We start from the raw sequence: 24,535 nt of genomic DNA, 5'->3' as shown, positions 1-24,535 counted from the left end.
AGTCGTCTCGCACAGGAGCGCGGGCGATAGTAGGTCCTGTGCTCATAAGACTTCTCCGAACCCACCTCCGGCCCTACCGAAAACCCATCGCGCTGCTCGTCCTGCTGCAGTTCCTGCAGACCTGCGCGAGCCTCTACCTGCCGACCCTGAACGCCGACATCATCGACGACGGTGTCGTGAACGGGGACACCGGCTACATCCTGCGGTTCGGCGCGCTGATGGTCGGCGTGTCCGTCGTGCAGGTCGTGTGCAACATCGGCGCGGTCTACTACGGCGCGCGGACGGCTTCCGCGCTGGGCCGGGACATTCGCGGCGCGATCTTCGACCGGGTGCAGTCCTTCTCCGCCCGGGAGCTCGGGCACTTCGGCGCGCCCTCGCTGATCACCCGTACGACCAATGACGTGCAGCAGGTCCAGATGCTGGTCCTGATGGCGTTCACCCTGATGGTCTCGGCGCCCATCATGTGTGTCGGCGGCATCGTGATGGCGCTCGGCCAGGACGTGCCGCTGTCGGGCGTGCTGCTCGCGGTCGTGCCGGTCCTCGGTGTCTCCGTGACCCTGATCGTGCGGAGGATGCGGCCGCTCTTCCGGACGATGCAGGAGCGCCTCGACACCGTGAACCGGGTGCTGCGCGAGCAGATCACCGGCAACCGCGTCATCCGGGCCTTCGTGAAGGACGGGTACGAGGAGGAGCGCTTCCGCGGGGCCAACGCCGATCTGACGGACGTGTCGATGCAGACCGGGCGGCTGATGGCGCTGATGTACCCGGTCGTGATGACCGTGGTGAACGTCTCCAGCGTGGCCGTCGTCTGGTTCGGCGCGCACCGCATCGACAGCGGCGGGATGGAGATCGGCGCGCTGACCGCCTTCCTCGCCTATCTGATGCAGATCGTGATGGCCGTCATGATGGCCACCTTCATGTTCATGATGGTGCCGCGTGCCGAGGTGTGCGCCGAGCGCATCGAGGAGGTCCTCGGGACCGAGTCCAGCGTCGTGCCGCCGGCCGAGCCGGTGACGACCCTCGACCGGCGCGGGCACCTGGAGGTCAGGAGCGCGGACTTCCGGTACCCGGGCGCCGAGGAGTCGGTGCTGAAGGACGTCGGGCTCGTCGCCCGCCCCGGGGAGACCACCGCGATCATCGGGTCCACCGGCAGCGGCAAGTCGACGCTCCTCGGGCTCGTCCCGCGGCTCTTCGACGCGACCGGCGGCGAGGTCCTCGTCGATGGCGTCGACGTGCGCGAGCTCGACCCCGCGCTGGTGGCGAGGACCGTCAGCCTGGTGCCGCAGAAGCCGTACCTGTTCTCCGGGACGGTGGCGACGAACCTGCGGTACGGGAAGCCCGACGCGAGCGACGAGGAGCTCTGGCACGCGCTGGAGGTGGCCCAGGCCGCCGACTTCGTACGGAAGCTGGAGAACGGGCTGAACGCGCCGATCGCGCAGGGCGGCACGAACGTGTCCGGCGGTCAGCGGCAGCGGCTCGCGATCGCGCGGACGCTGGTCCAGAAGCCGGAGATCTACCTCTTCGACGACTCCTTCTCAGCCCTGGACTACGAGACCGACGCGCTGCTGCGCGAGGCGCTCCGGAGGGAGACGGCGGACTCGACCGTGGTGATCGTCGCCCAGCGGGTGTCGACCATCCGGGACGCCGACCGGATCGTCGTCCTCGACGAGGGCCGGGTCGTCGGGACGGGCCGGCACGGGGAGCTGATGGCGGAGAACAAGACGTACCGGGAGATCGTGCTCTCCCAGCTGACCGAGGCGGAGGCAGCCTGATGGCCGGTCCTGGCGGACGCATGATGGCCGGTGGCGGCCCTGACCAGCGGTCGATGGACTTCAAGGGTTCGAGCAAGCGGCTGCTCAAGGAGCTGGCGCCCGAGCGCGCCACGCTCTGGGTGATGCTGCTCGCCACCATGCTGTCGGTGGCGGCCTCCGTGGTCGGACCGAAGATCCTCGGCAAGGCGACCGACCTCGTCTTCGCGGGCGTCGTCGGGCGGCAGACGGCCGATGTGGCCTCCACGAAGGCGGAGGCGATCGCGGGGCTCCGCGCGTCGGGCGACTCCGGCATGGCCGACATGCTGTCCGGGGTCGACTTCACCCCCGGGCAGGGCATCGACTTCGGCGCGGTCGGCGGGGTCCTGCTCTGGGTCCTCGTGATCTACGTGGCGGCGGGCCTGCTGATGCTGGTCGCCACGCGGGCGTCGATCAAGGTGATCAACCGGACGGTCTTCCGCATGCGGGAGGACGTCCAGACGAAGCTGGCGCGGCTGCCGCTGTCGTACTTCGACAAGGCCAAGCGCGGCGAGGTGCTGTCCCGGGCGACCAACGACATCGACAACATCTCGCAGACGCTCCAGCAGTCGATGGGCCAGCTGATCAACTCGCTGCTCACGATCGTCGGCGTCCTCGCGATGATGCTCTGGATCTCGCCGCTGCTCGCCCTGGTGGCGCTGGTGACGGTGCCGGTCTCGGTCTTCGTCGCGGCGAAGATCGGCAAGCGCTCGCAGCCGCACTTCGTGCAGCAGTGGAAGTCCACGGGCACGCTCAACGCGCACGTCGAGGAGATGTACACCGGGCACAACCTGGTGAAGGTCTTCGGCCGGCAGGAGGAGTCCGCGACGGACTTCCGGGAGCAGAACGAGGCGCTGTACGAGGCCGGGTTCAAGGCGCAGTTCAACAGCGGTGTGATGCAGCCGGTGATGTTCTTCGTCTCGAACCTCAACTACGTCCTGGTGGCCGTCGTCGGCGGTCTGCGGGTGGCGAGCGGCACGCTCTCCATCGGTGACGTGCAGGCCTTCATCCAGTACTCGCGCCAGTTCTCGATGCCGCTGACGCAGGTCGCGTCGATGGCGAACCTGGTGCAGTCGGGAGTGGCCTCGGCGGAGCGGGTCTTCGAGCTCCTCGACGCGGAGGAGCAGGAGCCGGACGCCCCGAGGAGCGAGCACCCGGCGGACCTCAAGGGCAAGGTCGCCCTGGAGGGGGTGGCCTTCCGGTACGAGGCGGACAAGCCGCTCATCGAGGACCTGTCGCTCACGGTGGAGCCGGGCCAGACGGTCGCGATCGTCGGACCGACGGGCGCCGGCAAAACGACCCTGGTGAACCTGCTGATGCGGTTCTACGAGGTCACGGGCGGCCGGATCACGCTGGACGGGACGGACATCGCGAAGATGTCCCGCGAGGACCTGCGCAGGGGCATCGGCATGGTCCTCCAGGACACGTGGCTCTTCGGCGGCACCATCGCGGACAACATCGCCTACGGCACGACGCGGAAGGTGACCCGGGAGGAGATCGAGGAGGCCGCGCGGGCCGCGCACGCCGACCGGTTCGTCCGTACGCTCCCCGAGGGGTACGACACGGTCATCGACGACGACGGGGCCGGGGTCAGCGCGGGCGAGAAGCAGCTGATCACCATCGCCCGGGCGTTCCTGTCCGATCCGGTGATACTCGTCCTCGACGAGGCCACCAGCTCGGTCGACACCCGGACCGAGGTGCTGATCCAGAAGGCGATGGCCCGACTGGCCCACGGGCGTACGTCGTTCGTCATCGCGCACCGGCTCTCCACGATCCGGGACGCGGACGTGATCCTGGTGATGGAGAGCGGATCGATCGTCGAACAGGGCACGCACGAGGAGCTGTTGCTGTCCGGCGGGGCCTATGCCCGGCTGTACGCGGCGCAGTTCGCGCAGGCGGTCGTCGAGGTCGACTGACCCGGCCGTGACCGGTGTGTGACCCGTGTCGCATGATGTGCGGCATGGGTCACACGCGCGAGAGTTCCTGGGTGCCGTCGGTCACCCTTCTGGTCGGGGTCGGGAACGAGGGCATATCGGCGCTGCTGCTCGGCGCGGACGGCCGGGTCCGCGGGGACGCGGACATGGTCTTCGAGGGCCAGCCCGTCCACCCGTCCGGCGCCGTGCGGCTCACGAAGCAGTCGCTCTCCCTCGCGCTGCACGAGGTGGAGCCGGAGGTCGAGCGCATCGTGATCGCCGGTCCGGCGGCCTCCGGCTCGCTGGCCGCGATGGCCCCGGACAGGCAGGTGGTCGTCGCGTGGCTGATCGCGCGCCCGGACGACGCGGAGGCCGTCGTGTACGGCGAGTTCTTCCGCGAGTCGGGCGGCTGGAAGTTCACCGGGATCGGCAAGGGGTACGCCTCCGGGCTCGCGGAGCTCGTCACGGCGTACGGGGTCGAGGTCGAGGCCGAGGTCGAGAAGGAAGTGGAGCAGCCGGCCCCGGCTCCCGCCGACGGGCCCGTCCCGCTGACCGGCGTGGCCAAGGCGCCGGGCCAGACGCCGAGTCGGCCACTGGCCCGGTCACCGTGGCAGGCACTCGTGGCCCCGAGCGCGCCCGCCCGAGCGGCCGAGGAGGTCGTCGGCCCGCCCTCCCCCACACCGTCGCCCGTCCCCACCGCGTACCCGCCCGTCCCCACCGCGTACCCGCCGGTCGAGCGGCCGTACGAGCTCGTCGAGGGCTGGGAGTTCGGGCCGGTCTTCGAGCCCTTCACGGCCTCCGGCAAGGGCGGCGAGGTGGTCACCGTGGACGGCCGCGTCCCGCCCGGTCCCGTCCTGGTCGAGGCCGCGCACGAGGGCAAGAACTATTTCGGCGTCTTCCCGCTGAACAAGTTCAACAAGGACGACGACTACCTCTTCAACACCACCCTCCCGCACTTCACGGGGAGTTCGGTCATCCGGGCCCCCGGGGACCGCTCTCTGCGGCTTCGCGTCGACAGCCGCAACCGCTGGGCCCTGCGCGTGAGCCCCGTCGCCTCCGCCCGACGCCTGACGGGCACGCTGCGGGGGTACGGCCCCGAGGCCCTGCTGTTCACGGGCGGCGCTGCCGACCTCCGGGTGCACTTCGAAGGCAAGGAGGACGGCAGCGGGTACGTCGGCATGTGGTGCCACGAGGTCGCCGGGCGCACGACGCTCCTGACCCACCCCGACCTGATCATGAATGCCACCGGTGCGCTGGCGCACACCGTCCCGATCCCGCCGGGGCCGCTGCTGCTGCTCTTCAGCGCGGACGGGGCGTGGACGCTCACGGTACGGGAGATCGACTAGGGGGTGTCCGGCAGGCCGGACCTAGTCCAGATACCCCCGCAGCTGGTCCGCGTAGGCGTGGTCCCGCAGTTTGTTGAGGGTCTTGGACTCGATCTGGCGGATGCGTTCGCGCGTCACGCCGAAGATGCGGCCTATCTCCTCCAGGGTGCGGGGCCTGCCGTCGTCGAGGCCGTAGCGGAGCTGGACGACCTTCCGTTCCCGTTCGCCGAGGGTGGAGAGGACGTCCTCCAGGTGGCGGCGGAGCAGCAGGAAGGCGGCGGACTCGACGGGTGAGGCGGCGTCGCCGTCCTCGATGAGGTCGCCGAGCGCGACGTCCTCCTCCTCGCCGACCGGGGCGTGCAGGGAGACCGGTTCCTGGGCGAGGCGGAGGACCTCGCCGACCCGTTCGGGGGCCAGGTCGAGCTGGGCGGCGACCTCCTCGGCGGTGGGTTCGTAGCCGCGCTCCTGGAGCATGCGGCGCTGGACGCGGATGACCCGGTTGATGAGTTCGACGACGTGGACGGGGACGCGGATGGTCCGGGCCTGGTCGGCGAGGGCCCGGGACATGGCCTGGCGGATCCACCAGGTCGCGTACGTGGAGAACTTGTAGCCGCGTGCGTAGTCGAACTTCTCGACGGCCCGGATGAGGCCGAGGTTCCCCTCCTGGACGAGGTCGAGCATGGTGAGGCCGCGTCCGACGTACCGCTTGGCGACGGAGACGACGAGGCGGAGGTTGGCCTCGATGAGCTTGCGCTTGGCGATGCGGCCGAGGACGACGAGCCGGTCCAGGTCGCTCGCGAGGCGGCTGTCGAGGTCGGGGGTGGTGGCGAGTTTCTCCTCGGCGAAGAGTCCGGCCTCGACGCGCCGGGCCAGTTCGACCTCCTCCTCGGCGCTGAGGAGCGGGATGCGGCCGATCTCGCGGAGGTACTGGCGGAACAGGTCGGAGGAGGGTCCGTTGCCTCCGAGGTCGGCGCGGCGGCGCTGCGGAGGGACCTCCGGGGCCTCGGGAAGTTCGGCCGGCTCGTCCTGTTCGGTGGTCTGGATCTCGGTCTGCACGGCGGGCGACCTCCAGGAGGGGCGGAACGGCACCGTCATCCAGTGTGGGGTACGACACATCGCCGCCACGAGGGGCGTGCGGTGACTTTTTGAGTCCGGACCGTGACCGACGGTCAGAGTGCGTCGGCGCCGTTGTTCCGCAGGGACTGGCCGTACTGGGTGAGCACCCACAGTTCGTTCTGCACGGCCGCGAGCTGTTCCGGGTCGCCGTGGGCGCCGAGCCGGGCCAGGGTGCCCTGGACGTCGCGGATACGGCGGTCGACGGCGCGGAGCCGGACCTGGACGAGCTGGGCGCCGGCGTAGACCTCGTCGATCGTCTTGGCGAAGATCGTCTCGACGGCGAGTTCGGTGACCAGGGCGCGGACGGTGTCGTTGGGGGCGGCCTCGCGGACGGTGTCGAGGTAGTCGGAGGGCGCGCCGGTGGCGCCGCCGGCGTCCAGGACGCACTGGCGGACGGCCGCGTAGGGCGGGGCGGTGAACTCGTCGATGCCGTACGCGTCGAAGGCCGGCGAGACCAGTTCGGGGCGCTGGAGGGCCAGCTTGAGGAGCTCGCGCTCCGTGCGGTGTGCGGGGCTGCGCAGGTTGAGCGCGGGCCCGGAGGGTGCGGCCGGCGGGGCCGGGGTGTCGTAGCCGCGCTGCGCGGGCTGCTGCTGCGCCGGGCCCTTGCCGCCGCGGTCGCGGGCCCAGCGGGCGAGCTGGGCGACGCGTTTGACGACGAACTGGGTGTCGAGGATGCCGAGCATGCCGGCGAGCTGGACGGCGACCTCGTGCTGGGCGCCGATGTTCTTGATGCGGGCGACGACGGGGGCCGCCTCGTCCAGTGCGGCGGCGCGGCCGGCCGGGGTCTCCAGGTCGTACCGCTTCACGATCTGGCGGAGTGCGAACTCGAAGAGCGGGGTGCGGGGCCGGACGAGTTCGGCGACGGCCTCGTCGCCCTTGGCGAGCCGCAGTTCGCAGGGGTCCATGCCGTCGGGGGCGATGGCGATGTACGTCTCGGCGGCGAACTTCTGGTCGTCCTCGAAGGCGCGCAGGGCGGCCTTCTGGCCGGCGGCGTCGCCGTCGAAGGTGAAGATGACGCGGGCCGAGCCGTTGTCCATCAGGAGGCGGCGGAGGATCTTGATGTGGTCGCCGCCGAAGGCGGTGCCGCAGGTGGCGATGGCGGTGGTGACGCCGGCGAGGTGGCAGGCCATGACGTCGGTGTAGCCCTCGACGACGACGGCCCGGCTGACTTTGGCGATGTCCTTCTTGGCCAGGTCGATGCCGTAGAGCACCTGGGACTTCTTGTAGATCGGCGTCTCGGGCGTGTTGAGGTACTTGGGGCCGTTGTCGTCGTCGCGGAGCTTGCGCGCGCCGAAACCGACGACGTCGCCGCCGACGTCCCTGATGGGCCACATGAGGCGGCCGCGGAAGCGGTCGATGGGCCCGCGGCGGCCGTCCTGGGAGAGGCCGGAGAGGATCAGTTCCTTGTCGGAGAAGCCCTTGCCGCGCAGGAAGCGGGTGAGGTGGTCCCAGCCGGCCGGCGAGTAGCCGACGCCGAAGTGGGCGGCGGCTGCCTGGTCGAAGCCGCGCTCGGCGAGGAACTTGCGGCCGATCTCGGCCTCGGGCGAGTCGAGTTGGTCGATGTAGAACTGGGTGGCGACCTTGTGCGCCTCGACCAGGCGGATGCGCTCCCCGCGCTGGTGGCCGGGGTTGTAGCCGCCTTCCTCGTACCGCAGGGTGATGCCCGCCTTCGCGGCGAGGCGCTCGACCGTCTCCGAGAAGGAGAGGTGGTCGATCTTCATCACGAAGGCGATGGTGTCGCCGCCCTCCTGGCAGCCGAAGCAGTGGAACAGTCCCTTGCTGGGGCTGACCTGGAAGGAGGGCGACTTCTCGTCGTGGAAGGGGCAGAGGCCTTTGAGGTTTCCGCCGCCCGCGTTGCGCAGCTGGAGGTACTCGGACACGACGGCGTCGATCGGGACCGCGTCCCGTACCGCCTTCACGTCGTCATCGTTGATCCTGCCTGCCACGCATGAAGTCTACGGGGGCGCGCGGGTTACCCGACCAGGCTCTCCAGGGGTACGGACGGGTCGGCGAGGGCTTCGGGGTCCACGGCGGCCTTGGAGCGGATGAGCTGCTGGATCGGCTCTGTGACGTCCCACACATTCACGTTCATGCCGGCGAGGACGCGGCCCTCCTTCAGCCAGAAGGCGATGAACTCGCGCTTGCCGGTGTCGCCGCGGACCACGACCTGGTCGTACGTGCCCGGGGGCGCCCAGCCGGAGTACTCCATGCCCAGGTCGTACTGGTCGGAGAAGAAGTAGGGCACCCGGTCGTAGGAGACGAGCTGCCCGAGCATGGCGCGGGCGGCGGCCGGGCCGCCGTTGAGGGCGTTGGCCCAGTGCTCGACGCGGAGCCGGGTGTGGAGCGACGGGTGGTGGGCGGCGGCCACGTCCCCCGCGGCGTAGATGTCGGGGTCGGAGGTGCGCAGCGACTCGTCGACGGCGATGCCGCCGCCGTCGGCCCGGTCGACGAGGGCGAGCCCGGAGTTCTCGGCGAGGGCGGTACGGGGTGCGGCGCCGATCGCGGCGAGGACGGCGTGCGCGGGGTGCTCCTCGCCGTCGTCGGTGCGGACGGCGAGGACCATGCCGTCCTGGCCGACGATCTCGGTGAGCTTCACGCCGAAGTGGAAGCGGACGCCGTGGTCGCTGTGGAGGTCGGCGAAGAGCTGGCCGAGCTCGGGGCCGAGGACGCGGTGGAGCGGGGTGGGCTCGTACTCGACGACGGTGACCTCGGCGCCGTATCCGCGGGCGGCGGCGGCGACCTCCAGGCCGATCCAGCCGGCGCCGGCGATCACCAGGTGGCCGTTGTCCCGGCCGAGGGCGGCGAGGACCTGGCGGAGCCGGTCGGCGTGGGCGAGCCGGCGCAGGTGGTGGACGCCGGCGAGTTCGGTGCCGGGGACGACGAGGCGGCGCGGCTCGGCGCCGGTGGCGAGGAGCAGCTTGTCGTAGCGGATGACGGTGCCGTCGCCGAGGCGGACCGTGCGGGCCTCGCGGTCGACTGCGGTGACGGCCTGGCCGAGGTGGAGCTCGATGTCGTGCGCCGCGTACCAGGCGGCCTCGTGGACGAAGACCGAGTCCCGCTCCTTGGCGCCGGTGAGGTAGCCCTTGGAGAGTGGTGGGCGCTCGTAGGGGTGGTCGCGCTCGTCGCCGATGAGGATCACCCGGCCGTTGAACCCCTCGGAGCGCAGCGTCTCCGCCGCCTTGGCCCCTGCCAGTCCTCCGCCGACGATGACAAAGGTCTGATCTGCGTCGACCACGTCGATTCCTCCTCGTTGCGACCGGTTCCAACCTACGCCCCCCGGCGTTCGTCCGGCCGTACCGCCTCGGGGCGTGCATGCGAGCGTCCCGCACGGAGCCGGGGGACGGAAGAGGACCTCGGGGTCTCTTGTCGGCGAGCCCGGCCTGCCCGACGGGACACCCCCTACGCGTGGTGGGGGCGGAGGCGGTGGTGGAGGGCGCGGGCGGAGGCGTCGGTGAGGTTGGCGATCTGGTCGACGATGACGCGCTTGCGGGCGCGGTCGTCGCGCGCCGCGTCGAAGGCGGCCCGGAACTGCGGTTCGAGGCCGTCGGGGGCGCGGGCGACGAGGGCCTCGGCGAGCTCGGCGACGACGACACGCTGGTCGGCGCGGAGGACCTCCTGCTCGGCGCGCTGCATCACGTACCGGTCGGCGACGGCCTTGAGGACGGCGCATTCGTTGCGCGTCTCGCGGGGGACGACGAGCTCGGCGCCGTAGCGGGTGAGGGGTCCCGGGCCGAAGGCCTGGCGGGTGGCGGTCTCGGCGGCGAGGCAGAAGCGGCCGATGAGCTGGCTGGTGGCGTCCTTGAGGCGGGCCTGGGCGACGGCCGAGCCGTCGTAGCCGTGGGGCCACCACTCCTGGTCGACGAGCCGGTCGAGGGCCTCGGCGAGCTCCTGCGGGTCGGTGTCCTCGGGGACGTACCGTCCGATGGCGACGGTCCAGATGTCGGCGCGCTCGGGCTCGGCGAGCAGCAGGTTGGGGTCGACGTGTCCGGCGTGCAGGCCGTCCTCGAAGTCGTGGACCGAGTAGGCCACGTCGTCGGACCAGTCCATGACCTGGGCCTCGAAGCACTTGCGGTGGGCGGGGGCGCCCTGCCGGATCCACTCGAAGACGGGCAGGTCGTCCTCGTACACGCCGAACTTGGGCGAGCCGGGGTCCTGGGGGTGACCGCCGCGCGGCCAGGGGTACTTGGTGGCGGCGTCGAGCGAGGCGCGGGTGAGGTTGAGGCCGACGCTGACGAGCTCCCCGTCGGCGTCCTTCACGAAGCGCTTGGGCTCGATGCGGGTGAGGAGGCGGAGCGACTGGGCGTTCCCCTCGAAGCCGCCGCAGTCCTTGGCGACGTCGTTGAGCGCCTGCTCGCCGTTGTGCCCGAAGGGCGGGTGGCCCATGTCGTGGGAGAGGCAGGCGGCCTCGACGAGGTCGGGGTCGCAGCCGAGGGCGGCGCCGAGCTCGCGGCCGACCTGGGCGCACTCCAGGGAGTGGGTGAGCCGGGTGCGGGGGCTGGCGTCCCAGGCGTGGCTCCGGGTGCCGGGGGTGACGACCTGGGTCTTGCCGGCGAGCCTGCGCAGCGCGGCGGAGTGCAGCACGCGGGCGCGGTCACGCTGGAAGGCGGTGCGGCCGGGGCGTTTGTCGGGCTCGGCGGCCCAGCGGTCGGTCGCGGCGGAGTCGTAGCCGGGGGTGTCGGTGATGTCGGTGATGCCCGGGCCGTCCTTGGTGTCTGCAGTGTCTGCGATGCCTTCCATGCCTCGACGGTAACCGGAGGGACCGACAGAAGTGTTCAGATGGCGGCGAGTTCCCGCACGGGGGTGGTGGTGCGGGCCGTGCGGGCCTGTTCGTAGCGGTGGAGGACCAGGCGGGCGAGGGCGGGGTGGGCGCCGAGCGGGGCGGCGGCGAGCCAGGGGGCGTGGGCGGCGGCGCGGGTCGCGAAGAGGCCGGGGGCGGTGAAGCAGGAGGCGACGGCGACGCGGTGGCGGCCCCGGGCGGTGAGCGCGCGGACGGCCTCGGGGACGGTGGGGGCGGCGGCGGAGGCGTAGGCGGGGACGACGGGGACCCCGCCGAGCCGCTCGCCGAGGAGGGCGGCGATCCGGCGGATCTCGGCGCCGGAGCGGGGGTCGCGGGAGCCGGCGGAGGCGAGGACGACGCCGGTGGCGCGCGAGGCGCCGTCCCGGGGGGTCCAGCCGGCCTCGGCAAGCCGGCCGGCGAGGGCCTCGACGAGGAGGGGGTGCGCGCCGAGCGGCTCGGCGATCCTGGCCCGGAGGGCGGGTGCGGCGGCGAGGGCGGCGGGCAGGTCGTGGGTGACGTGGTGGCCGGGGGCGAAGAGCAGGGGTACGAGGACGGCGTCCCGGCCTGCGGCCGCGAGGTCGGCGAGGGTCTCGTCGAGCAGCGGGGCGTTCAGTTCTATGTGGGCGAGGCGCACGTCGAGTCCGGGGCGGAGCTCGCGGACCCGGTCGAGGAGGCGGCCGAGGGTGGCCCGGGCGCGGGGGTCGCGACTGCCGTGCCCGACGGCGACGAGGGTCGGTGCGGGCGAGGGCGCGTGGGCGGGCGTGAGTGCGGGGGCGGAAGTGAGTGCGGGGGCGGGCGTGAGTGCGGGGGCGGGCGTGGGTGCGGGCGTGGGTGCGGCCGGGGTGGCAATGGTGAGCCCCGTGCGGCTCCGTCCGGCGAGGGTGGGGACGTTCATGGGCGGGCGTACCTCCTCGTCGTACTTCCGCTGCCGACGGCCGTCCGGACGCACCTGGGCGAGCCGCTCCGCCAGCTGCTCGGTGATCCTCCCGAGCAGTCCGGCGGCGCTGTCGAACGTGCTGTCCGGCTCCGTCATGCACCGATCCTGGGGGCGGCGCGTTGCCTCGCCGTTTCGGGCGCGTGACGTGTCTTTGCCACCCGCTCACGCGCCGCGGGCCCCGCGTGCCAGTCGCGCCCGTCCTGTGCCGGGCCGTGTCCCCGCGGGCCGTGTCCCCGCCGGCCGATGTGGCACCCCTCGGGGCGGGCGCCGAGAATGGGAGGGCCGGACGGGGTGTGGGCGACGCCCGCGGGTCCGGCAGGGACACAGGTGATCACGCATGTGCCGATGGCTCGCGTACTGGGGGACGCCGGTGCTGCTCGACACGATCCTGTACCGGCCGGCCCACTCCCTGATCGACCAGAGCCTGCACTCCAAGCTGGGCGTGGAGACCACCAACGGCGACGGGTTCGGCGTCGGCTGGTACTCGTCGCACAACGAGACGCCCGCGCTGCTCAGGGAGGTCGGCCCCGCCTGGAACAACCGCAATCTGCGGGAGTTGGCGGACCATGTCCGCTCCCCGCTGTTCTTCGCCCACATCCGGGCGTCGACCGGGACGGCGGTGCAACAGTCGAACTGCCACCCCTTCCGGCACGGTCGCTGGATGTTCATGCACAACGGCGCCATCGACGGGTTCCGGCTCATGCGCCGTGACCTCTCGCTGCTCGTCGATCCGGGGCTCTACTCCGACATCGAGGGCACGACGGACTCCGAGGTGATGTTCTACCTGGCGCTCACCTTCGGGCTCGACCGGGACCCGCCCTCCGCCGTCGCCACGATGGCGGGCGTCGTGGAACGGGTCGGCCGTGAGCACGGGGTGGAGTTCCCCCTCCAGATGACGCTCGCCATCACCGACGGCGAGCGGGTCTGGGCCTTCCGCTACTCCACGGCGGGCGCTTCCCGTTCGCTGTTCTACAGCAGCCGGGTGGAGGCCCTGCGCAGGCTCCACCCCGACCTCGGGTTCCTGCGGGACGTGTCAGGGGAGACCCGTCTCATCGTGTCCGAACCCCTCGGCGACCTGCCCGGGGCCTGGCACGAGGTGCCGGAGAACAGCTACGGCGTGGTGCAGCCCGGGGCCGACGAGCTGCATCGTTTCGTCCCCGCGGCGGCGTGACGGCCCGGCCCCGGACGGCTCTCAGGCGTCCAGCCAGACCCGGAGCGGTCCGGTCTCCTCGAAGCCTGCGGCGAGGGCTGGGGCGAGGTCGTCGCCCCCCTCGTAGCCGACGACGGGGCGGGTGGCGTCGGCGAGGTTCAGGCACCCCGCCCAGGCCCGGGCGGGGTCGGTGTCCCCGGTGGTGAAGAGGTTGGAGACGCCGGTCACCGCGCCGCTGTCGCTGAGGACCGCGCCGCCGAGGATCCGGCCGTCGGCCGCGTACCCCGCGACGATCGTCGTGGCCCCGTCGGCGAGGAGTGCGGGGCGGAAGAGCTCCGCCTCCTCCTCGTCGCCGTCGCTCCACGCGAGGGCCCAGGCGGTGAGTTCCTGCGGGGTGCGGACCGGGCGCCAGTCGCCGGTGGCGGCGGGGACGGGAAGGCCCGCGGGGCGGGCGATCCACCGCGCCTCGAAGAGGAGGCGGAACCCCTCGGTGGCCAGGTCGAGGCGGCCGAAGCTGTCCTTGACGGAGGCTCCGGGGGTGCTGCGGTCGATGCCGGCCAGGACATCCCGCACGTCCGCGTCCTCGGTGAGGGTCACCGCGTCCGGGTAGTACAGCGGCGTGCGGCGGTCGTTGGTCCAAGCTCGGGGGCCGAAGGTGCCGGGGTGTCCGTGGGCGCGGCACATGGCCTCGCACCACTCGGCGTTGTTGCGGACGGCATCGATGATCATGCGCGGATCGTAGGTGCGTCCCCCGATTTCTGCCCCCTGTTTCTTTTCGTGTTCCGTTCTGCGGAATACATTTTCCGCTATGAGAATGTCCCCGCCCTCTCTTTCCCGGCGTACGGCCGCCGAGTTCATCGGCACCGCCGCCCTCGTCGCCGTCATCGTCGGCTCCGGCATCCGCGCCGACTCCCTCAGCCAGGACATCGGTGTCCGCCTGCTCGCCAACGCCGCCGCCTCCGCCCTCGGCCTCGGCCTGCTCATCGCCCTCATCGGCCCGCTCTCCGGGGCCCACTTCAATCCCGTCGTGACCCTCTCGGAGTGGTGGTCCCGCCGCCACGAGCGCGGCGGGCGCGAGGTCCTCGCCTACATCGGCGCCCAGATCGCCGGAGCCGTCAGCGGCGCCGTGCTCGCCGAGGCGATGTTCGGGCGGGCGCCCGGCGCCTGGGCCACCGAACCCCGCGGGGCGCTCCACCTCCTCCTCGGCGAGGCCGTCGCCACCGCCGGGCTCGTCCTCGTCGTGCAGGGGCTGCGCCACATCGGCCGGCCCGGGCTCGCCCCGGTCGCGGTCGCCGGGTACATCGGGGCGGCGATCTGGTTCACCTCCTCCGGCTCCTTCGCCAATCCGGCAGCCACCCTCGGCCGCTCCTTCTCCGACTCCTTCACCGGGATCGCCCCCGGCTCGGTGCCCGCCTTCGCCGCCGCCCAGCTCCTCGGCATGGTCATCGGCCTGGGCCTTTCCGGTGTGCTGTACGGAACACTCCGGGCGACCGGCGAACCGAACGGTGCCGAAGCGCGTCGGACGGGGTGACAGACCGCCACCGCCACGCCCCCACGGAGGTTTCCGCATGACGGCACGGTTCACCCGGCTGATACCCCGCACCACCCGGGCGCGCCGCCGCACCGTCCAGGCCGTCATGCTGGGAGCGGTCCTCGCGCTCACCCCCGCGACCTGGATGCACACCGCCGCCGCCGGGAAGCTGCACACGACCGCCGACGTGCCCGCCCGGGACGTCGCCGTCGTGTTCGGCGCCGGGCTGTGGAAGGGGCGCCCCACCCCGTATCTCGCGCACCGGCTCGACACGGCCGCCGAGCTGTACCGCGAGGGCAAGGTCCGGGTCCTGCTCGTCACCGGCGACAACAGCAGGACCGCGTACGACGAGCCCAGCGCCATGCGCACCTACCTCACCGAGCGCGGGGTGCCCGACGGGCGGATCGTCAGCGACTACGCGGGCTTCGACACCTGGGACTCCTGCGTCCGGGCCAAGAAGGTCTTCGGCGTCGACCGGGCCGTCCTCGTCACCCAGGACTTCCACATCAAGCGGGCCGTCGCACTGTGCGGCAGGGCGGGCGTCGAGGCGCACGGCGTCGGCGTCGCCGAACCCCACGACGCCACCTGGTACTACGGCACCACCCGGGAGCTCTTCGCCGCCGGCAAGGCCTCCCTTGACGCCGCGCTCCGGCCCGACCCGCACTTCCTCGGCCCCGAGGAGAAGGGCGTCACCGAGGCGCTGGCCTCACCCCGGGAGCAGCGGCCGACGGAGAGCATGGCACCGCGCCCGTAATACGGGGCGCCGCCCCGCGTAACACTCCTGACTCACGCTGGCGGCATGTCCGACGCCACCGCCGTCCCGACCCACTGCCCCTACTGCGCCCTACAGTGCGGCATGTCGCTCCGCCCCACCGGCGCCGCGGAGCTGCCCGCCGAGGTGGTCGAGCGGACCGACTTCCCCGTCAACCGGGGCGCCCTGTGCGGCAAGGGCCGCACCGCCCCCTCCGTACTCTCCTCCCGGGTCCGGCTCACCGAGCCCCTGGTCCGATGCCCTGACACGGGGGATCTGCGGCCCGCGACCTGGGAGGAGGCGCTCGCCGCCGTCGCCGACGGACTGCACAGGACCCGCGCCGACCACGGTGCCGATGCCGTGGGGGTCTTCGGCGGCGGCGGGCTCACCAACGAGAAGGCCTACACGCTGGGGAAGTTCGCCCGGCTCGTGCTCGGCACCTCGCAGATCGACTACAACGGGCGCTTCTGCATGTCGTCCGCCGCCGCCGCGCACCAGCGGGCCTTCGGCCTCGACCGGGGACTCCCCTTCCCCCTGGACGACATCCCGAGGACCGGCTGCGTGATCCTCGTCGGCTCCAACCTCGCCGAGACCATGCCGCCGGCCCTGCGCTACCTCACCGAGCTGCGGGAGAACGGCGGGAAGCTGATCGTCGTCGACCCTCGCCGCACCCGCACCGCCGAGCAGGCCGACCTCCACCTCGCGCCGCGCCCCGGCACCGACCTCGCGCTCGCCCTCGGCATGCTCCACCTCGTGGTGGCCGAAGGGCGCGTGGACGAGGAGTTCGTGGCGACGCGCACCGACGGCTGGGCGGCGGCCCGGGCCGGGGCCATGTCCCACTGGCCCGAGCAGGTCGAGCGGATCACCGGCGTGTCCGTGCCGGAGCTCCGCGAGGCGGTCGCGATGTTCTGCGACGCCGGCAGCGGCATGGTGCTGACCGCGCGCGGCCCCGAGCAGCAGTCCAAGGGCACCGACACCGTCGGCGCCTGGATCAACCTCTGCCTCGCCACCGGCAGGGCGGGCCGGCCGCTGAGCGGCTACGGCTGCCTGACCGGCCAGGGCAACGGCCAGGGCGGCCGCGAGCACGGCCAGAAGGCCGACCAGCTGCCCGGCTACCGCAAGCTCGACGATCCGGCCGCCCGTGCGCACGTCGCCGGGGTGTGGGGCGTCGACCCCGAGTCGCTGCCCGGGCCGGGGCGGAGTGCGTACGAGCTCCTCGACGCGCTCGGCGGCGACGTGAAGGCCCTGCTCCTGATGGGCTCCAACCCGGTCGTCTCCGCGCCGCGCGCCGCACACGTCGAGGGGCGGCTGCGCTCGCTCGACTTCCTCGCCGTCGCGGACGTCGTCCTCTCCGAGACCGCCGCGCTCGCCGACGTCGTCCTGCCCGTCACCCAGTGGGCCGAGGAGACCGGCACCATGACCAACCTGGAGGGCAGGGTGCTGCTGCGGCGCCGCGCCCTCACCCCGCCCGCGGGTGTCCGCAGCGACCTGGAGGTGCTGCACGGGATCGCCGGGCTGCTCGGCTGGGAGAAGGGCTTCCCGACGGATGCCGAGGAGGTCTTCGAGGAGCTGCGGCGGGCCTCCGCCGGCGGCCCCGCCGACTACGCGGGCATCGACTACCGGCGCATCGAGGAGGAGCAGGGCGTCTACTGGCCCTGTCCCGACGAGGACCACGCCGGCACACCCCGGCTCTTCCTCGACCGCTTCGCGACGCCCGACGGGCGGGCCCGGTTCGTGCCGGTGGTGCACCGGGCGGCGGCGGAGGAGACGGACGCCGAGTACCCGGTCGTCCTCACCACGGGCCGGGTCGTGTCCCAGTACCAGTCGGGCGCGCAGACCCGGCGGGTCGCCGAGCTGAACGCGGCGGCGCCCGGCCCCTTCGTCGAGCTGCACCCGCGGCTCGCCGAGCGCGTCGGGGTGGCCGAGGGCGAGCGGCTCGCGGTGGTCTCGCGGCGGGGCCGGGCCGTCGCCCCCGCCCGGATCACGACGGCGATCCGGCCGGACACCGTCTTCATGCCGTTCCACTGGGCGGGTGAGGGCCGGGCGAACACGCTCGTGAACCCGGCGCTCGATCCGGTCTCCCGGATGCCCGAGTTCAAGGTGTGCGCGGTGCGCCTGGAGCGGGACGGCTAGGGGGTGTCCGGCGGTTCAGGAACGGCTAGGGCCTGCTCCGGCGGATCAGGGCCGGTTAGGTCCTGTCGTCGAACTCCCGTCGTCCGCCCGCAGGGCAGGCGGGAGTTTGACGACAGGACCTAGGCCCTGAACCAGTCGCCGGTGGGGATGAGCGGGCCGAGCTCGGTCCCGGGGGCCGCGAGGTAGGTCCAGGCCCGGACAGTCCCGCCGTCGCGGAGCCGGACCGCCTCGACGACCGCCCGCTCGTACCCGGCGTCGCCCTCCATCCGGTCCAGCGCCCCGAGCAGTTCGCCGTACGCGTCGGGCGCCGCCGTCACGAGGGTTCCCTCGACCGTGCCGTCGCCCGGCACCGCGTACGGGTAGCCGGGGCCGTCGTGGAGGAGGGCGCCCGGGAGCCGGGCCGCCTCCTCGGCGGCCGTCCGGCCGAGGAGGAGGCGGTCGTGGTTGTAGGCGCCGGGGCGGAGCGTCCCGTACACGAAGAAGGGCAGGGTCATGAGGTCGGCCGCCGCGGTCACGGGTGCGCCACCTCCCGGCCGAGCCACGCCAGGTAGGCGGAGGAGGCCCGGACGACGGGGGTGGCGATGATCTCCGGCGTCTCGTAGTCGTGGGCGGCGAGGATGTGGGCCTCCAGGTCCTCGTAGCGGGCCTCGGTGGTCTTGAAGACCACCTGCCACTCCTCGGCGGTCTCGATGGCCCGCTGCCAGTGGTAGACGGAGGTGACGGGCCCGGAGACCTGGGCGCAGGCGGCGAGCCGCGCCTCGACGGCTCCGCGCGCGAGCGTCTCGGCCTTCTCGGGGCTGTCGGTGGTCGTGAGGACGGTGAGGGCGAGAGTGGTCACGCCCTCACCGTACTGAGCCTTCACGCTCCGGCGAACTGGGCTTCGTACAGCCGGGCGTACGCGCCGCCTGCGGCGAGCAGTTCCTCGTGGGTGCCCTGCTCGGCGATGGACCCGCTGTCCATGACCAGGATCGTGTCCGCGTCCCGGATCGTGGAGAGCCGGTGGGCGACGACGAAGCTGGTGCGGCCCGCGCGGAGGGACGACATCGCCTGCTGGACGAGGAGCTCGGTGCGGGTGTCGACGGAGCTGGTGGCCTCGTCGAGGACGAGGATCACCGGCTCGGAGAGGAACGCCCTGGCGAGGGTGACCAGCTGCTTCTCGCCGGCGCTCAGGCCTCCCCCGTCCTCGTCGAGGACCGTGTCGTACCCGTCGGGGAGGGTTCGGACGAAGCGGTCGGCGTGCGCGGCCCTGGCGGCCTCGACGATCCGCTCCCGGGAGACCTCGCCGGGCAGGCCGTAGGCGATGTTGTCGGCGATGGTGCCGCCGAAGAGCCAGGTGTCCTGGAGGACCATGCCGATCCCGGCCCGCAGCTCCTCGCGGGACATCTTCGCGATGTCCGTGCCGTCGAGGGTGATCCGGCCGCCGGTGACCTCGTGGAACCGCATGAGGAGGTTGACGAGGGTCGTCTTGCCGGCGCCCGTCGGGCCGACGATCGCGACCGTCCTGCCCGGTTCGACCGTGAGCGACAGGTCCTCGACGAGCGGCTTGTCCGGCTCGTAGCGGAAGGCGACCTTCTCGAAGGAGACCCGCCCCTTGACCTGCGCGGGGCGCTCCGGCTCGGCCGGGTCCGGGGTCTCCTCGTCGGCGTCGAGGAGGTCGAAGACGCGCTCGGCGGAGGCCACCCCGGACTGGAGGAGGTTGGCCATGGCGGCGACCTGGTTGATCGGGCCGTTGAACTCGTACGAGTACTGGATGAAGGCCTGCACGTCGCCGACGGTCAGGGTGCCGCTCGCCACCCGCAGGCCGCCGACCACGGCGAGGACGACGTAGTTGAGGTTGCCGACGAGGGTCAGTGCGGGCTGGATGAAGCCGGAGACGAACTGGGCGCGGAAGCTCGCCCGGTACAGCTCCTCGCCGAGCTCGTCGAAGCGGTCCACGGCCTCGGCGCGCCGGCCGAAGGCGACGACTTCGGTGTGGCCGGTGATCATCTCCTCGACGTGGCTGCCGAGCCGCCCGGTGACCGCCCACTGCTTCACGAACTGCGGCTGGGCGCGCCGTCCGACGAAGGCGGCGACGGCGACCGAGACGGGCACGCTGGCGAGGGCGACGAGCGCGAGGAGCGGGGAGATCCAGAACATCATCGCGAGGACGCCGATGAGGGTGAGCAGGGCGCGGACCATCTGGCTGAAGGCCTGCTGGAGGGTCTGGGTGATGTTGTCGATGTCGTTCGTGGTGCGGGAGAGGACCTCGCCGCGCGGCTGGCGGTCGAAGTACGTGAGGGGCAGCCGTGCCAGCTTGTGCTGGGCCTGCTCGCGCAGGCGCAGGCCGGCCCGCTGGACGACGGTGGTGGCGATCCTCAGCTGGACCCAGGTGAAGACGGACGAGCCGGCGACGACCAGGACGGAGAGGGCGAGGAGCCGGCCGACGGCCGCGAAGTCGACCCCGGCCGGGCCGGTGGCGCCGGTGACGACGAGGTCGGTGGCGCGGCCGAGGAGCAGGGGGCTGAGGACGCCGAGGCCGACGGCCGTGGCGCCGACGGCGAGGACGCCGATCAGGCGGGCCCGGTCGGGGGCGAGGGTGCGCAGGAGCCGGAGGCCGGAGGCGCGGAAGGCCAGGGAGCGTTCGAGGGCCGGGGTGGCCAGGCCGGGGCCGGGGCTGCGCTCCTTGGCCGGCGGGCCGCTGCGGGCGGGGGCGGTGGGGTGGGAGGAGGTCGTGGTGCGGTCGGGGGCGGTGCCGTCGTTGTCGGGCCGGGTCTCCGTGGCCGTACTCATGCGGCTTCCTCCTCGGTGAGCTGGGAGAGGACGATCTCCCGGTAGGTGGCGCTGTCCCGCATGAGGGACTCGTGGGTGCCGGTGCCGGCGGTCCGGCCCCGGTCGAGGACGACGATCCGGTCGGCGTGCCGGATGGTGGAGACGCGCTGGGCGACGATCACCACGGTCGCGTCGGCCGTCTCCCGGCGGAGCGCCTCGCGGAGCCGGGCGTCGGTGCGGGCGTCGAGGGCGGAGAAGGAGTCGTCGAAGAGGTACAGGCGGGGGCGGGCTGCGAGGACCCGGGCGATGGCGAGCCGCTGGCGCTGGCCGCCGGAGAAGTTGCCGCCGCCCTGGGTGACCGGGGCGTCCAGGCCCTCGTCGAGGGCCCGGACGAAGTCGGCGGCCTGGGCGGTCTCCAGGGCGTGCCAGAGCTCCTCGTCGGTCGCGTCGGGCTTTCCGTACCGCAGGTTCGACGCCACCGTCCCCGAGAAGAGGTAGGGCTTCTGGGAGACGAGGCCGATGGTCCTGGCCATCAGGGCGGGGTCGAGGGCGCGGACGTCCACGCCGTCGACGCGGACCTCGCCGTCGGTGGCGTCGAAGAGGCGGGGCACGAGCCCGAGGAGCGTCGACTTGCCGCTGCCGGTGGAGCCGATGATCGCGGTGGTCTCCCCGGGGCGTGCGACGAGGTCGACGTCCTTGAGGACCGGCTCCTCGGCGCCCGGGTACCGGAAGTCGACGCCGGTGAGGTCGAGGCGGCCGGGGCCCTCGAGGGTGCGGACGGGATCGGCCGGCGGGGTGACGGAGAGCGGGGTGTCGAGGACCTCGCGGATGCGCTCGGCGCCGACCTCGGCGCGCGGCATGTGCATGAGGAGGAAGAGGACCATCATCACGGACATGGCGGTCTGGAGCAGGTAGCCGAGGAAGGCGACGAGCCCGCCGGGCTGGAGGGCGCCGCTGTCGATGCGGTGGGCGCCGACGTACACGAGGAGGACAGCCGTCGCCTCCCAGACGATGAGCACCGTCGGGAACATGAGCGCCTGGAGCCGGCCGGCCCGGAGACCGACGGCGAGCAGTTCGTCGTTGGCGGCGCCGAACCGCTCCCGCTCGTGCCGGTCGCGGACGAAGGCACGGACCACGCGGACGCCGGTGATCTGTTCGCGCAGCACGCGGTTGACCCGGTCGACGCGCTCCTGCATGCCCCGGAAGAGGGGTCGCATCCGCAGGACGACGGTGCCGACGGCACCGGTCATGACGGGCACGAAGAGGAGCAGGACGAGGGCGAGCGGCACGTCCTGGCGCAGCGCCATGGCGAGTCCGCCGACGCACAGCAGGGGCGCGGAGACCAGCATCGTCAGGACGAGGACGGTGAACGTCTGGACCTGCTGGACGTCGTTGGTCGTACGGGTGATGAGGGAGGCGGTGCCGAAGCGGCCCCGCTCCTGGGCGGAGAAGTCCTGGACGCGGCGGAAGACCTCGGAGCGCAGGTCGCGGGCGACTCCCATGGCGATCCTGGCACCGGTGTAGGTGGCGGCGGCGGCCGCGGCGGCCTGGAGGAGGGTGACGCCGAGCATCGTGGCGCCCCCGCCGAGGACACGGTCGGTGTCCCCGAGGAGGACGCCCTCGTCGATGACTCCGGCGTTGAGGGCGGGCAGGGCGAGTGAGGCGAGGGACTGGACGAGCTGGAGTAGGACGAGGAGGGCGAGGAGGGCCCGGTAGGGCCTGAGGCGGGGAGCGAGGAGTCGGAGCAGCACGGTGACGGTCCCTCACGCGGCGTAGGGGCGGACGGACTTGGCTTCCTTCAGTGCGAGCGCCCACCAGGCGAGCTGGTCGAGGAGGACCTTGACCGCGCCCTCGGCGCCGGCGGGGTCCTTGTGGCGTCCCTCGTCGTCGAAGAGTCCCCAGGCGGAGTGGAAGGAGACGGTGTCGCGGACGGTGACGGCGTGCAGCTCGGCGAAGATCTGGCGGAGCTGCTCGACGGCCCGCAGGCCGCCGGAGAGGCCGCCGTAGGAGACGAAGCCGACGGGCTTGGCCTGCCACTCGGTGAAGTGCCAGTCGATGAGGTTCTTGAGGGAGGCGGGGAAGGAGTGGTTGTACTCGGGGGTGAGGACGACGAAGGCGTCGGCCTCGGCCAGCACCGGGGAGGCCTTGGCGAGTTCGGCGCTGACGGCCGGGGAGGGGTCACGGGAGAGGGAGGTGGGGAGGTCGATCTCGGCGAGGTCGACGACCGTCACGGCGAAGTCCTCGCGCTCGGCGAGCCGGGAGCGGAGCCAGTCGGTGATGACGGGGGCGAAGCGGCCTTCGCGGTCGCTCGCGACGATCAGGGCGAGGCTCAGCGGGGCCTTCTCGGCGGAAGGAACGGCGGGCGAGGTGGAGTTCGTGATGTCCATGTCGATGATCGTGCTACCTCAAGCATGGTTGAGGTCAAGCGCCGATTTCCGGGCACTTCCCGAAGGGCCTTTCCCGCCACGTACGGTGAAGGCATGACCAGCGCGCACGCAGCCCCCGCCCCGCCCGCCCACGTCGAGATCGACGGAGTCCCGGCGGGCGACCCCGGGCTCCTCACCACCCTCATGAGCGGCTTCGGTCACTTCACGGCCATGCAGGTGCGGGACGGGCGCGTGAAGGGACTCGACCGCCACCTCGAACGGCTCGACCTCGCCACCCGCGAGCTCTTCGGGGAGGAGCTGCCCGGGGACCGGGTCCGCGCCCTGCTCACCGGCGCCGTCACGGCCGCCGGACTGCGGGACTGCTCGGCCCGGGTGTACGTGTACGACGGCGTCCGCCTCGCGGTCGTCGTCCGCGAGGCCGCCCCGGACGGGCCCGGGGCGCCGCAGCGCCTGAGGAGCGTCGACTACCTGCGCCCCGCCGCGCATCTCAAGCACCTGGGCGGCTTCGGCCAGAGCTACCACGGCGAGGCGGCCCGGCGGGCCGGCTACGACGAGGCGCTGCTGACCTCCTCGACCGGCGAGATCGCCGAGGGCGCGGTCACCAACATCGCCTTCTGGGACGGCACTTCGGTCGTCTGGCCGTCGGCGCCCTGCCTGACGGGCATCACGATGGCGCTCCTCGAAGGCCCGCTCGGCTCGGTGCGGCGCCGGGTGACGCTCGCGGACCTGGGCGCGTACCGTGCGGCCTTCGTGACGAACTCCCGCGGGATCGCGCCGGTTTCGGGGATCGACGCGGTCGACTTCGCGGTGGACGAAGGGCTGATGAAGCGGGTCCACGCGGCGTACGAGTCGGTGGAGTGGGAGGCGCTATAGCAGGAGGCCGGGCGGGGGGCGCGGGGCTCCGGGCGCGGTTCGGGGAGGCGACCCAGGGGGGCGGTCCGGGAGCGACCCAGGGGGGCGGTCCGGGAGCGACCCAGAGGGGGGCGGTCCGGGAGCGACCCAGAGGGAAGCGGTCCGGGGAGGCGGAAGCCGAAGGGGGCCGGTCCGGGCGGGCTGTGGTCGCGGTGTGCGGAGAGCCCTCGGAGGAATCACCTGAACGGACGCCCCCGGGTGCGCCGGGCGCCCGGCCGCGGCGCCACGCGGCGGCCTGGAGGCACCCGCAGGCGGGCGACACGCCGCGTCACCCGTTCGGCACGAGTCGTCAGCTGACGCGAAGTAACCCGCCCTGACCTGCGTAAACGCCGGAAATCCAGCCGACACACCGCACCGGACGGCGCAATCCTGATGCCTCATCAGCAGGCGGGGGCCGCGGAGCCGCTCTTATCTCGGTCGTAGAAGGTCCGTCCCGGGAAGTCCCTCCCTGGAGGACCCCCGTCATGACCGGCATGACCGCTCGCGCGCCTCCGGAGGACCCCATGCGCACCCTTGCCCGCCTGTTCACCGGTACCGCGCTGACGGTCGCCGCGATCGGGGCGTTCGCCGCCCCCGCGGCGTACGCCGGCAACGAGAACGACCGTGAGAACAACAACGACCACAGCTACCAGTCGCTGGAGATCTACCCGTCCTCCGCCACCCCGGGCACGCACGTCACCGTCAACACCCTGGCCTGCGGCAAGCACGGCCGGGGCGTCGGCGACGCGAACTCGCTGGACGCGGGCGACTTCAAGCTGGAGCCGAGCACGCACAAGGAGGTCGTGGTCGGCCAGTTCCGGGTGCCGGAGCACGTCAAGCCCGGTACCTACGGCATCAGTGTCGCCTGCGACAACGGCAAGACGGCCCGGGGAGACCTGACCGTCAAGCACCGGAATCCGAGCGGCCATGTCCAGACCGGCGTCGGCGGCAGCATCGGTCCCGACTCCACCCAGGTCGCGGCGGGCGCGGCGGTGCTGGCCGCGGCTGCCGTGGGCGGTGTCTGGCTCCTGCGTCGCCGGGCGAGCGGCGCGCAGGGGCACTGAGACCCGCCCGCCCTGCTCCCGCCGC

Annotated in this window: 19 protein-coding genes and 1 pseudogene; 9 read left to right on the top strand and 11 right to left on the bottom strand. The window is 72.6% G+C overall.

What is annotated here, in order from left to right:
* Positions 1–38 precede the first annotated feature (38 nt).
* Genes IE124_RS02580 through IE124_RS02570 form a run of 3 tightly spaced genes read left to right on the top strand, consistent with a single transcriptional unit; the run spans position 39 to position 5,046 of the window.
* Positions 39–1,772, top strand: coding sequence for an ABC transporter ATP-binding protein (locus IE124_RS02580; protein WP_189504309.1), 1,734 nt, complete (start codon positions 39–41; stop codon positions 1,770–1,772).
* Entirely contained in the window at positions 1,772–3,703 is a 1,932-nt protein-coding gene (locus IE124_RS02575) for an ABC transporter ATP-binding protein (RefSeq protein WP_189504307.1), read from the top strand. The genes IE124_RS02580 and IE124_RS02575 overlap by 1 nt, the downstream gene beginning before the upstream one ends.
* A 44-nt stretch (positions 3,704–3,747) precedes the next feature.
* Entirely contained in the window at positions 3,748–5,046 is a 1,299-nt protein-coding gene (locus IE124_RS02570) for a TerD family protein (protein ID WP_229832042.1), read from the top strand.
* Between the two features lie 21 nt (positions 5,047–5,067).
* Here IE124_RS02570 and IE124_RS02565 read toward each other — a convergent pair.
* The 5 genes and pseudogenes from IE124_RS02565 to IE124_RS02545 form a co-directional block, all read right to left on the bottom strand.
* Positions 5,068–6,045 (bottom strand): annotated as a pseudogene (locus IE124_RS02565) (RNA polymerase sigma factor); the annotation flags it as partial.
* A gap of 149 nt (positions 6,046–6,194) precedes the next feature.
* Complete coding sequence (dnaG, locus tag IE124_RS02560) at positions 6,195–8,087, bottom strand: DNA primase (protein ID WP_189504303.1); 1,893 nt, start codon at positions 8,085–8,087, stop codon at positions 6,195–6,197.
* A gap of 26 nt (positions 8,088–8,113) precedes the next feature.
* Positions 8,114–9,376: an NAD(P)/FAD-dependent oxidoreductase gene (locus IE124_RS02555; RefSeq protein WP_189504301.1), complete on the bottom strand. Its 1,263-nt coding sequence runs from the start codon at positions 9,374–9,376 to the stop codon at positions 8,114–8,116.
* A gap of 164 nt (positions 9,377–9,540) precedes the next feature.
* Positions 9,541–10,878 (bottom strand): deoxyguanosinetriphosphate triphosphohydrolase, encoded by a 1,338-nt coding sequence (locus IE124_RS02550; protein WP_229832037.1) that lies wholly within the window; start codon positions 10,876–10,878, stop codon positions 9,541–9,543.
* 35 nt (positions 10,879–10,913) lie between these two features.
* Positions 10,914–11,813 carry a sirohydrochlorin chelatase gene (locus IE124_RS02545; protein WP_189504751.1) on the bottom strand — a complete coding sequence of 300 codons (900 nt, stop codon included), beginning with the start codon at positions 11,811–11,813 and terminating at the stop codon, positions 10,914–10,916.
* A 379-nt stretch (positions 11,814–12,192) separates the two neighbouring features.
* Between IE124_RS02545 and IE124_RS02540 the strand changes: the two genes are divergently transcribed.
* Positions 12,193–13,026, top strand: coding sequence for a class II glutamine amidotransferase (locus IE124_RS02540; protein ID WP_189504299.1), 834 nt, complete (start codon positions 12,193–12,195; stop codon positions 13,024–13,026).
* A 21-nt stretch (positions 13,027–13,047) separates the two neighbouring features.
* Here the strand turns inward: IE124_RS02540 and IE124_RS02535 are convergent, their stop codons facing one another.
* Positions 13,048–13,734, bottom strand: a complete 687-nt coding sequence (locus tag IE124_RS02535) for a hypothetical protein (RefSeq protein ID WP_189504297.1) — start codon at positions 13,732–13,734, stop codon at positions 13,048–13,050.
* Between the two features lie 79 nt (positions 13,735–13,813).
* Here IE124_RS02535 and IE124_RS02530 point away from each other — a divergent pair, with 79 nt between their 5' ends.
* Genes IE124_RS02530 through IE124_RS02520 form a run of 3 tightly spaced genes read left to right on the top strand, consistent with a single transcriptional unit; the run spans position 13,814 to position 17,420 of the window.
* A complete protein-coding gene (locus tag IE124_RS02530; RefSeq protein WP_189504295.1) occupies positions 13,814–14,536 on the top strand; it encodes an aquaporin in 723 nt (240 codons plus the stop codon).
* Between the two features lie 37 nt (positions 14,537–14,573).
* Positions 14,574–15,290, top strand: coding sequence for a SanA/YdcF family protein (locus tag IE124_RS02525; RefSeq protein WP_189504293.1), 717 nt, complete (start codon positions 14,574–14,576; stop codon positions 15,288–15,290).
* Positions 15,291–15,335: 45 nt separating this feature from the next.
* Positions 15,336–17,420: a molybdopterin oxidoreductase family protein gene (locus IE124_RS02520; RefSeq protein WP_189504291.1), complete on the top strand. Its 2,085-nt coding sequence runs from the start codon at positions 15,336–15,338 to the stop codon at positions 17,418–17,420.
* A 119-nt stretch (positions 17,421–17,539) separates the two neighbouring features.
* Here the strand turns inward: IE124_RS02520 and IE124_RS02515 are convergent, their stop codons facing one another.
* From IE124_RS02515 to IE124_RS02495, 5 genes are read right to left on the bottom strand one after another with little or no spacing between them, the layout of a single operon-like run.
* The gene (locus tag IE124_RS02515; protein ID WP_189504749.1) at positions 17,540–17,914 is read right to left on the bottom strand and encodes a gamma-glutamylcyclotransferase family protein; all 375 of its coding nucleotides are present in this window, start codon (positions 17,912–17,914) and stop codon (positions 17,540–17,542) included.
* Between the two features lie 17 nt (positions 17,915–17,931).
* Positions 17,932–18,258, bottom strand: coding sequence for a divalent-cation tolerance protein CutA (gene cutA, locus IE124_RS02510; RefSeq protein ID WP_150270468.1), 327 nt, complete (start codon positions 18,256–18,258; stop codon positions 17,932–17,934).
* 20 nt (positions 18,259–18,278) lie between these two features.
* On the bottom strand, positions 18,279–20,189 hold the full coding sequence (locus tag IE124_RS02505) for an ABC transporter ATP-binding protein (protein WP_189504289.1): 1,911 nt from the start codon (positions 20,187–20,189) through the stop codon (positions 18,279–18,281).
* Positions 20,186–21,919, bottom strand: coding sequence for an ABC transporter ATP-binding protein (locus IE124_RS02500; protein WP_189504287.1), 1,734 nt, complete (start codon positions 21,917–21,919; stop codon positions 20,186–20,188). Before IE124_RS02500 ends, IE124_RS02505 begins: the two co-directional genes overlap by 4 nt.
* 12 nt (positions 21,920–21,931) lie before the next feature.
* Positions 21,932–22,555, bottom strand: a complete 624-nt coding sequence (locus IE124_RS02495; protein ID WP_189504285.1) for an NADPH-dependent FMN reductase — start codon at positions 22,553–22,555, stop codon at positions 21,932–21,934.
* A 93-nt stretch (positions 22,556–22,648) separates the two neighbouring features.
* On the opposite strand from IE124_RS02495, the gene IE124_RS02490 reads away from it, so the two are divergent.
* Together IE124_RS02490 and IE124_RS02485 are read left to right on the top strand one after the other, a co-directional pair.
* A complete protein-coding gene (locus tag IE124_RS02490) occupies positions 22,649–23,428 on the top strand; it encodes an aminotransferase class IV (protein WP_189504283.1) in 780 nt (259 codons plus the stop codon).
* A gap of 542 nt (positions 23,429–23,970) precedes the next feature.
* A complete protein-coding gene (locus IE124_RS02485) occupies positions 23,971–24,510 on the top strand; it encodes a GVDTG sorting domain-containing protein (protein WP_189504747.1) in 540 nt (179 codons plus the stop codon).
* The last annotated feature ends 25 nt before the right edge of the window (positions 24,511–24,535 follow it).

The organism is Streptomyces narbonensis, assembly GCF_014649015.1.
In the GTDB taxonomy this organism is placed as follows: Bacteria; Actinomycetota; Actinomycetes; order Streptomycetales; family Streptomycetaceae; genus Streptomyces; species Streptomyces narbonensis.
The sequence above is the reverse complement of the archived record's forward strand: the minus strand, read 5'-3'. Positions and strand labels throughout refer to the sequence as shown.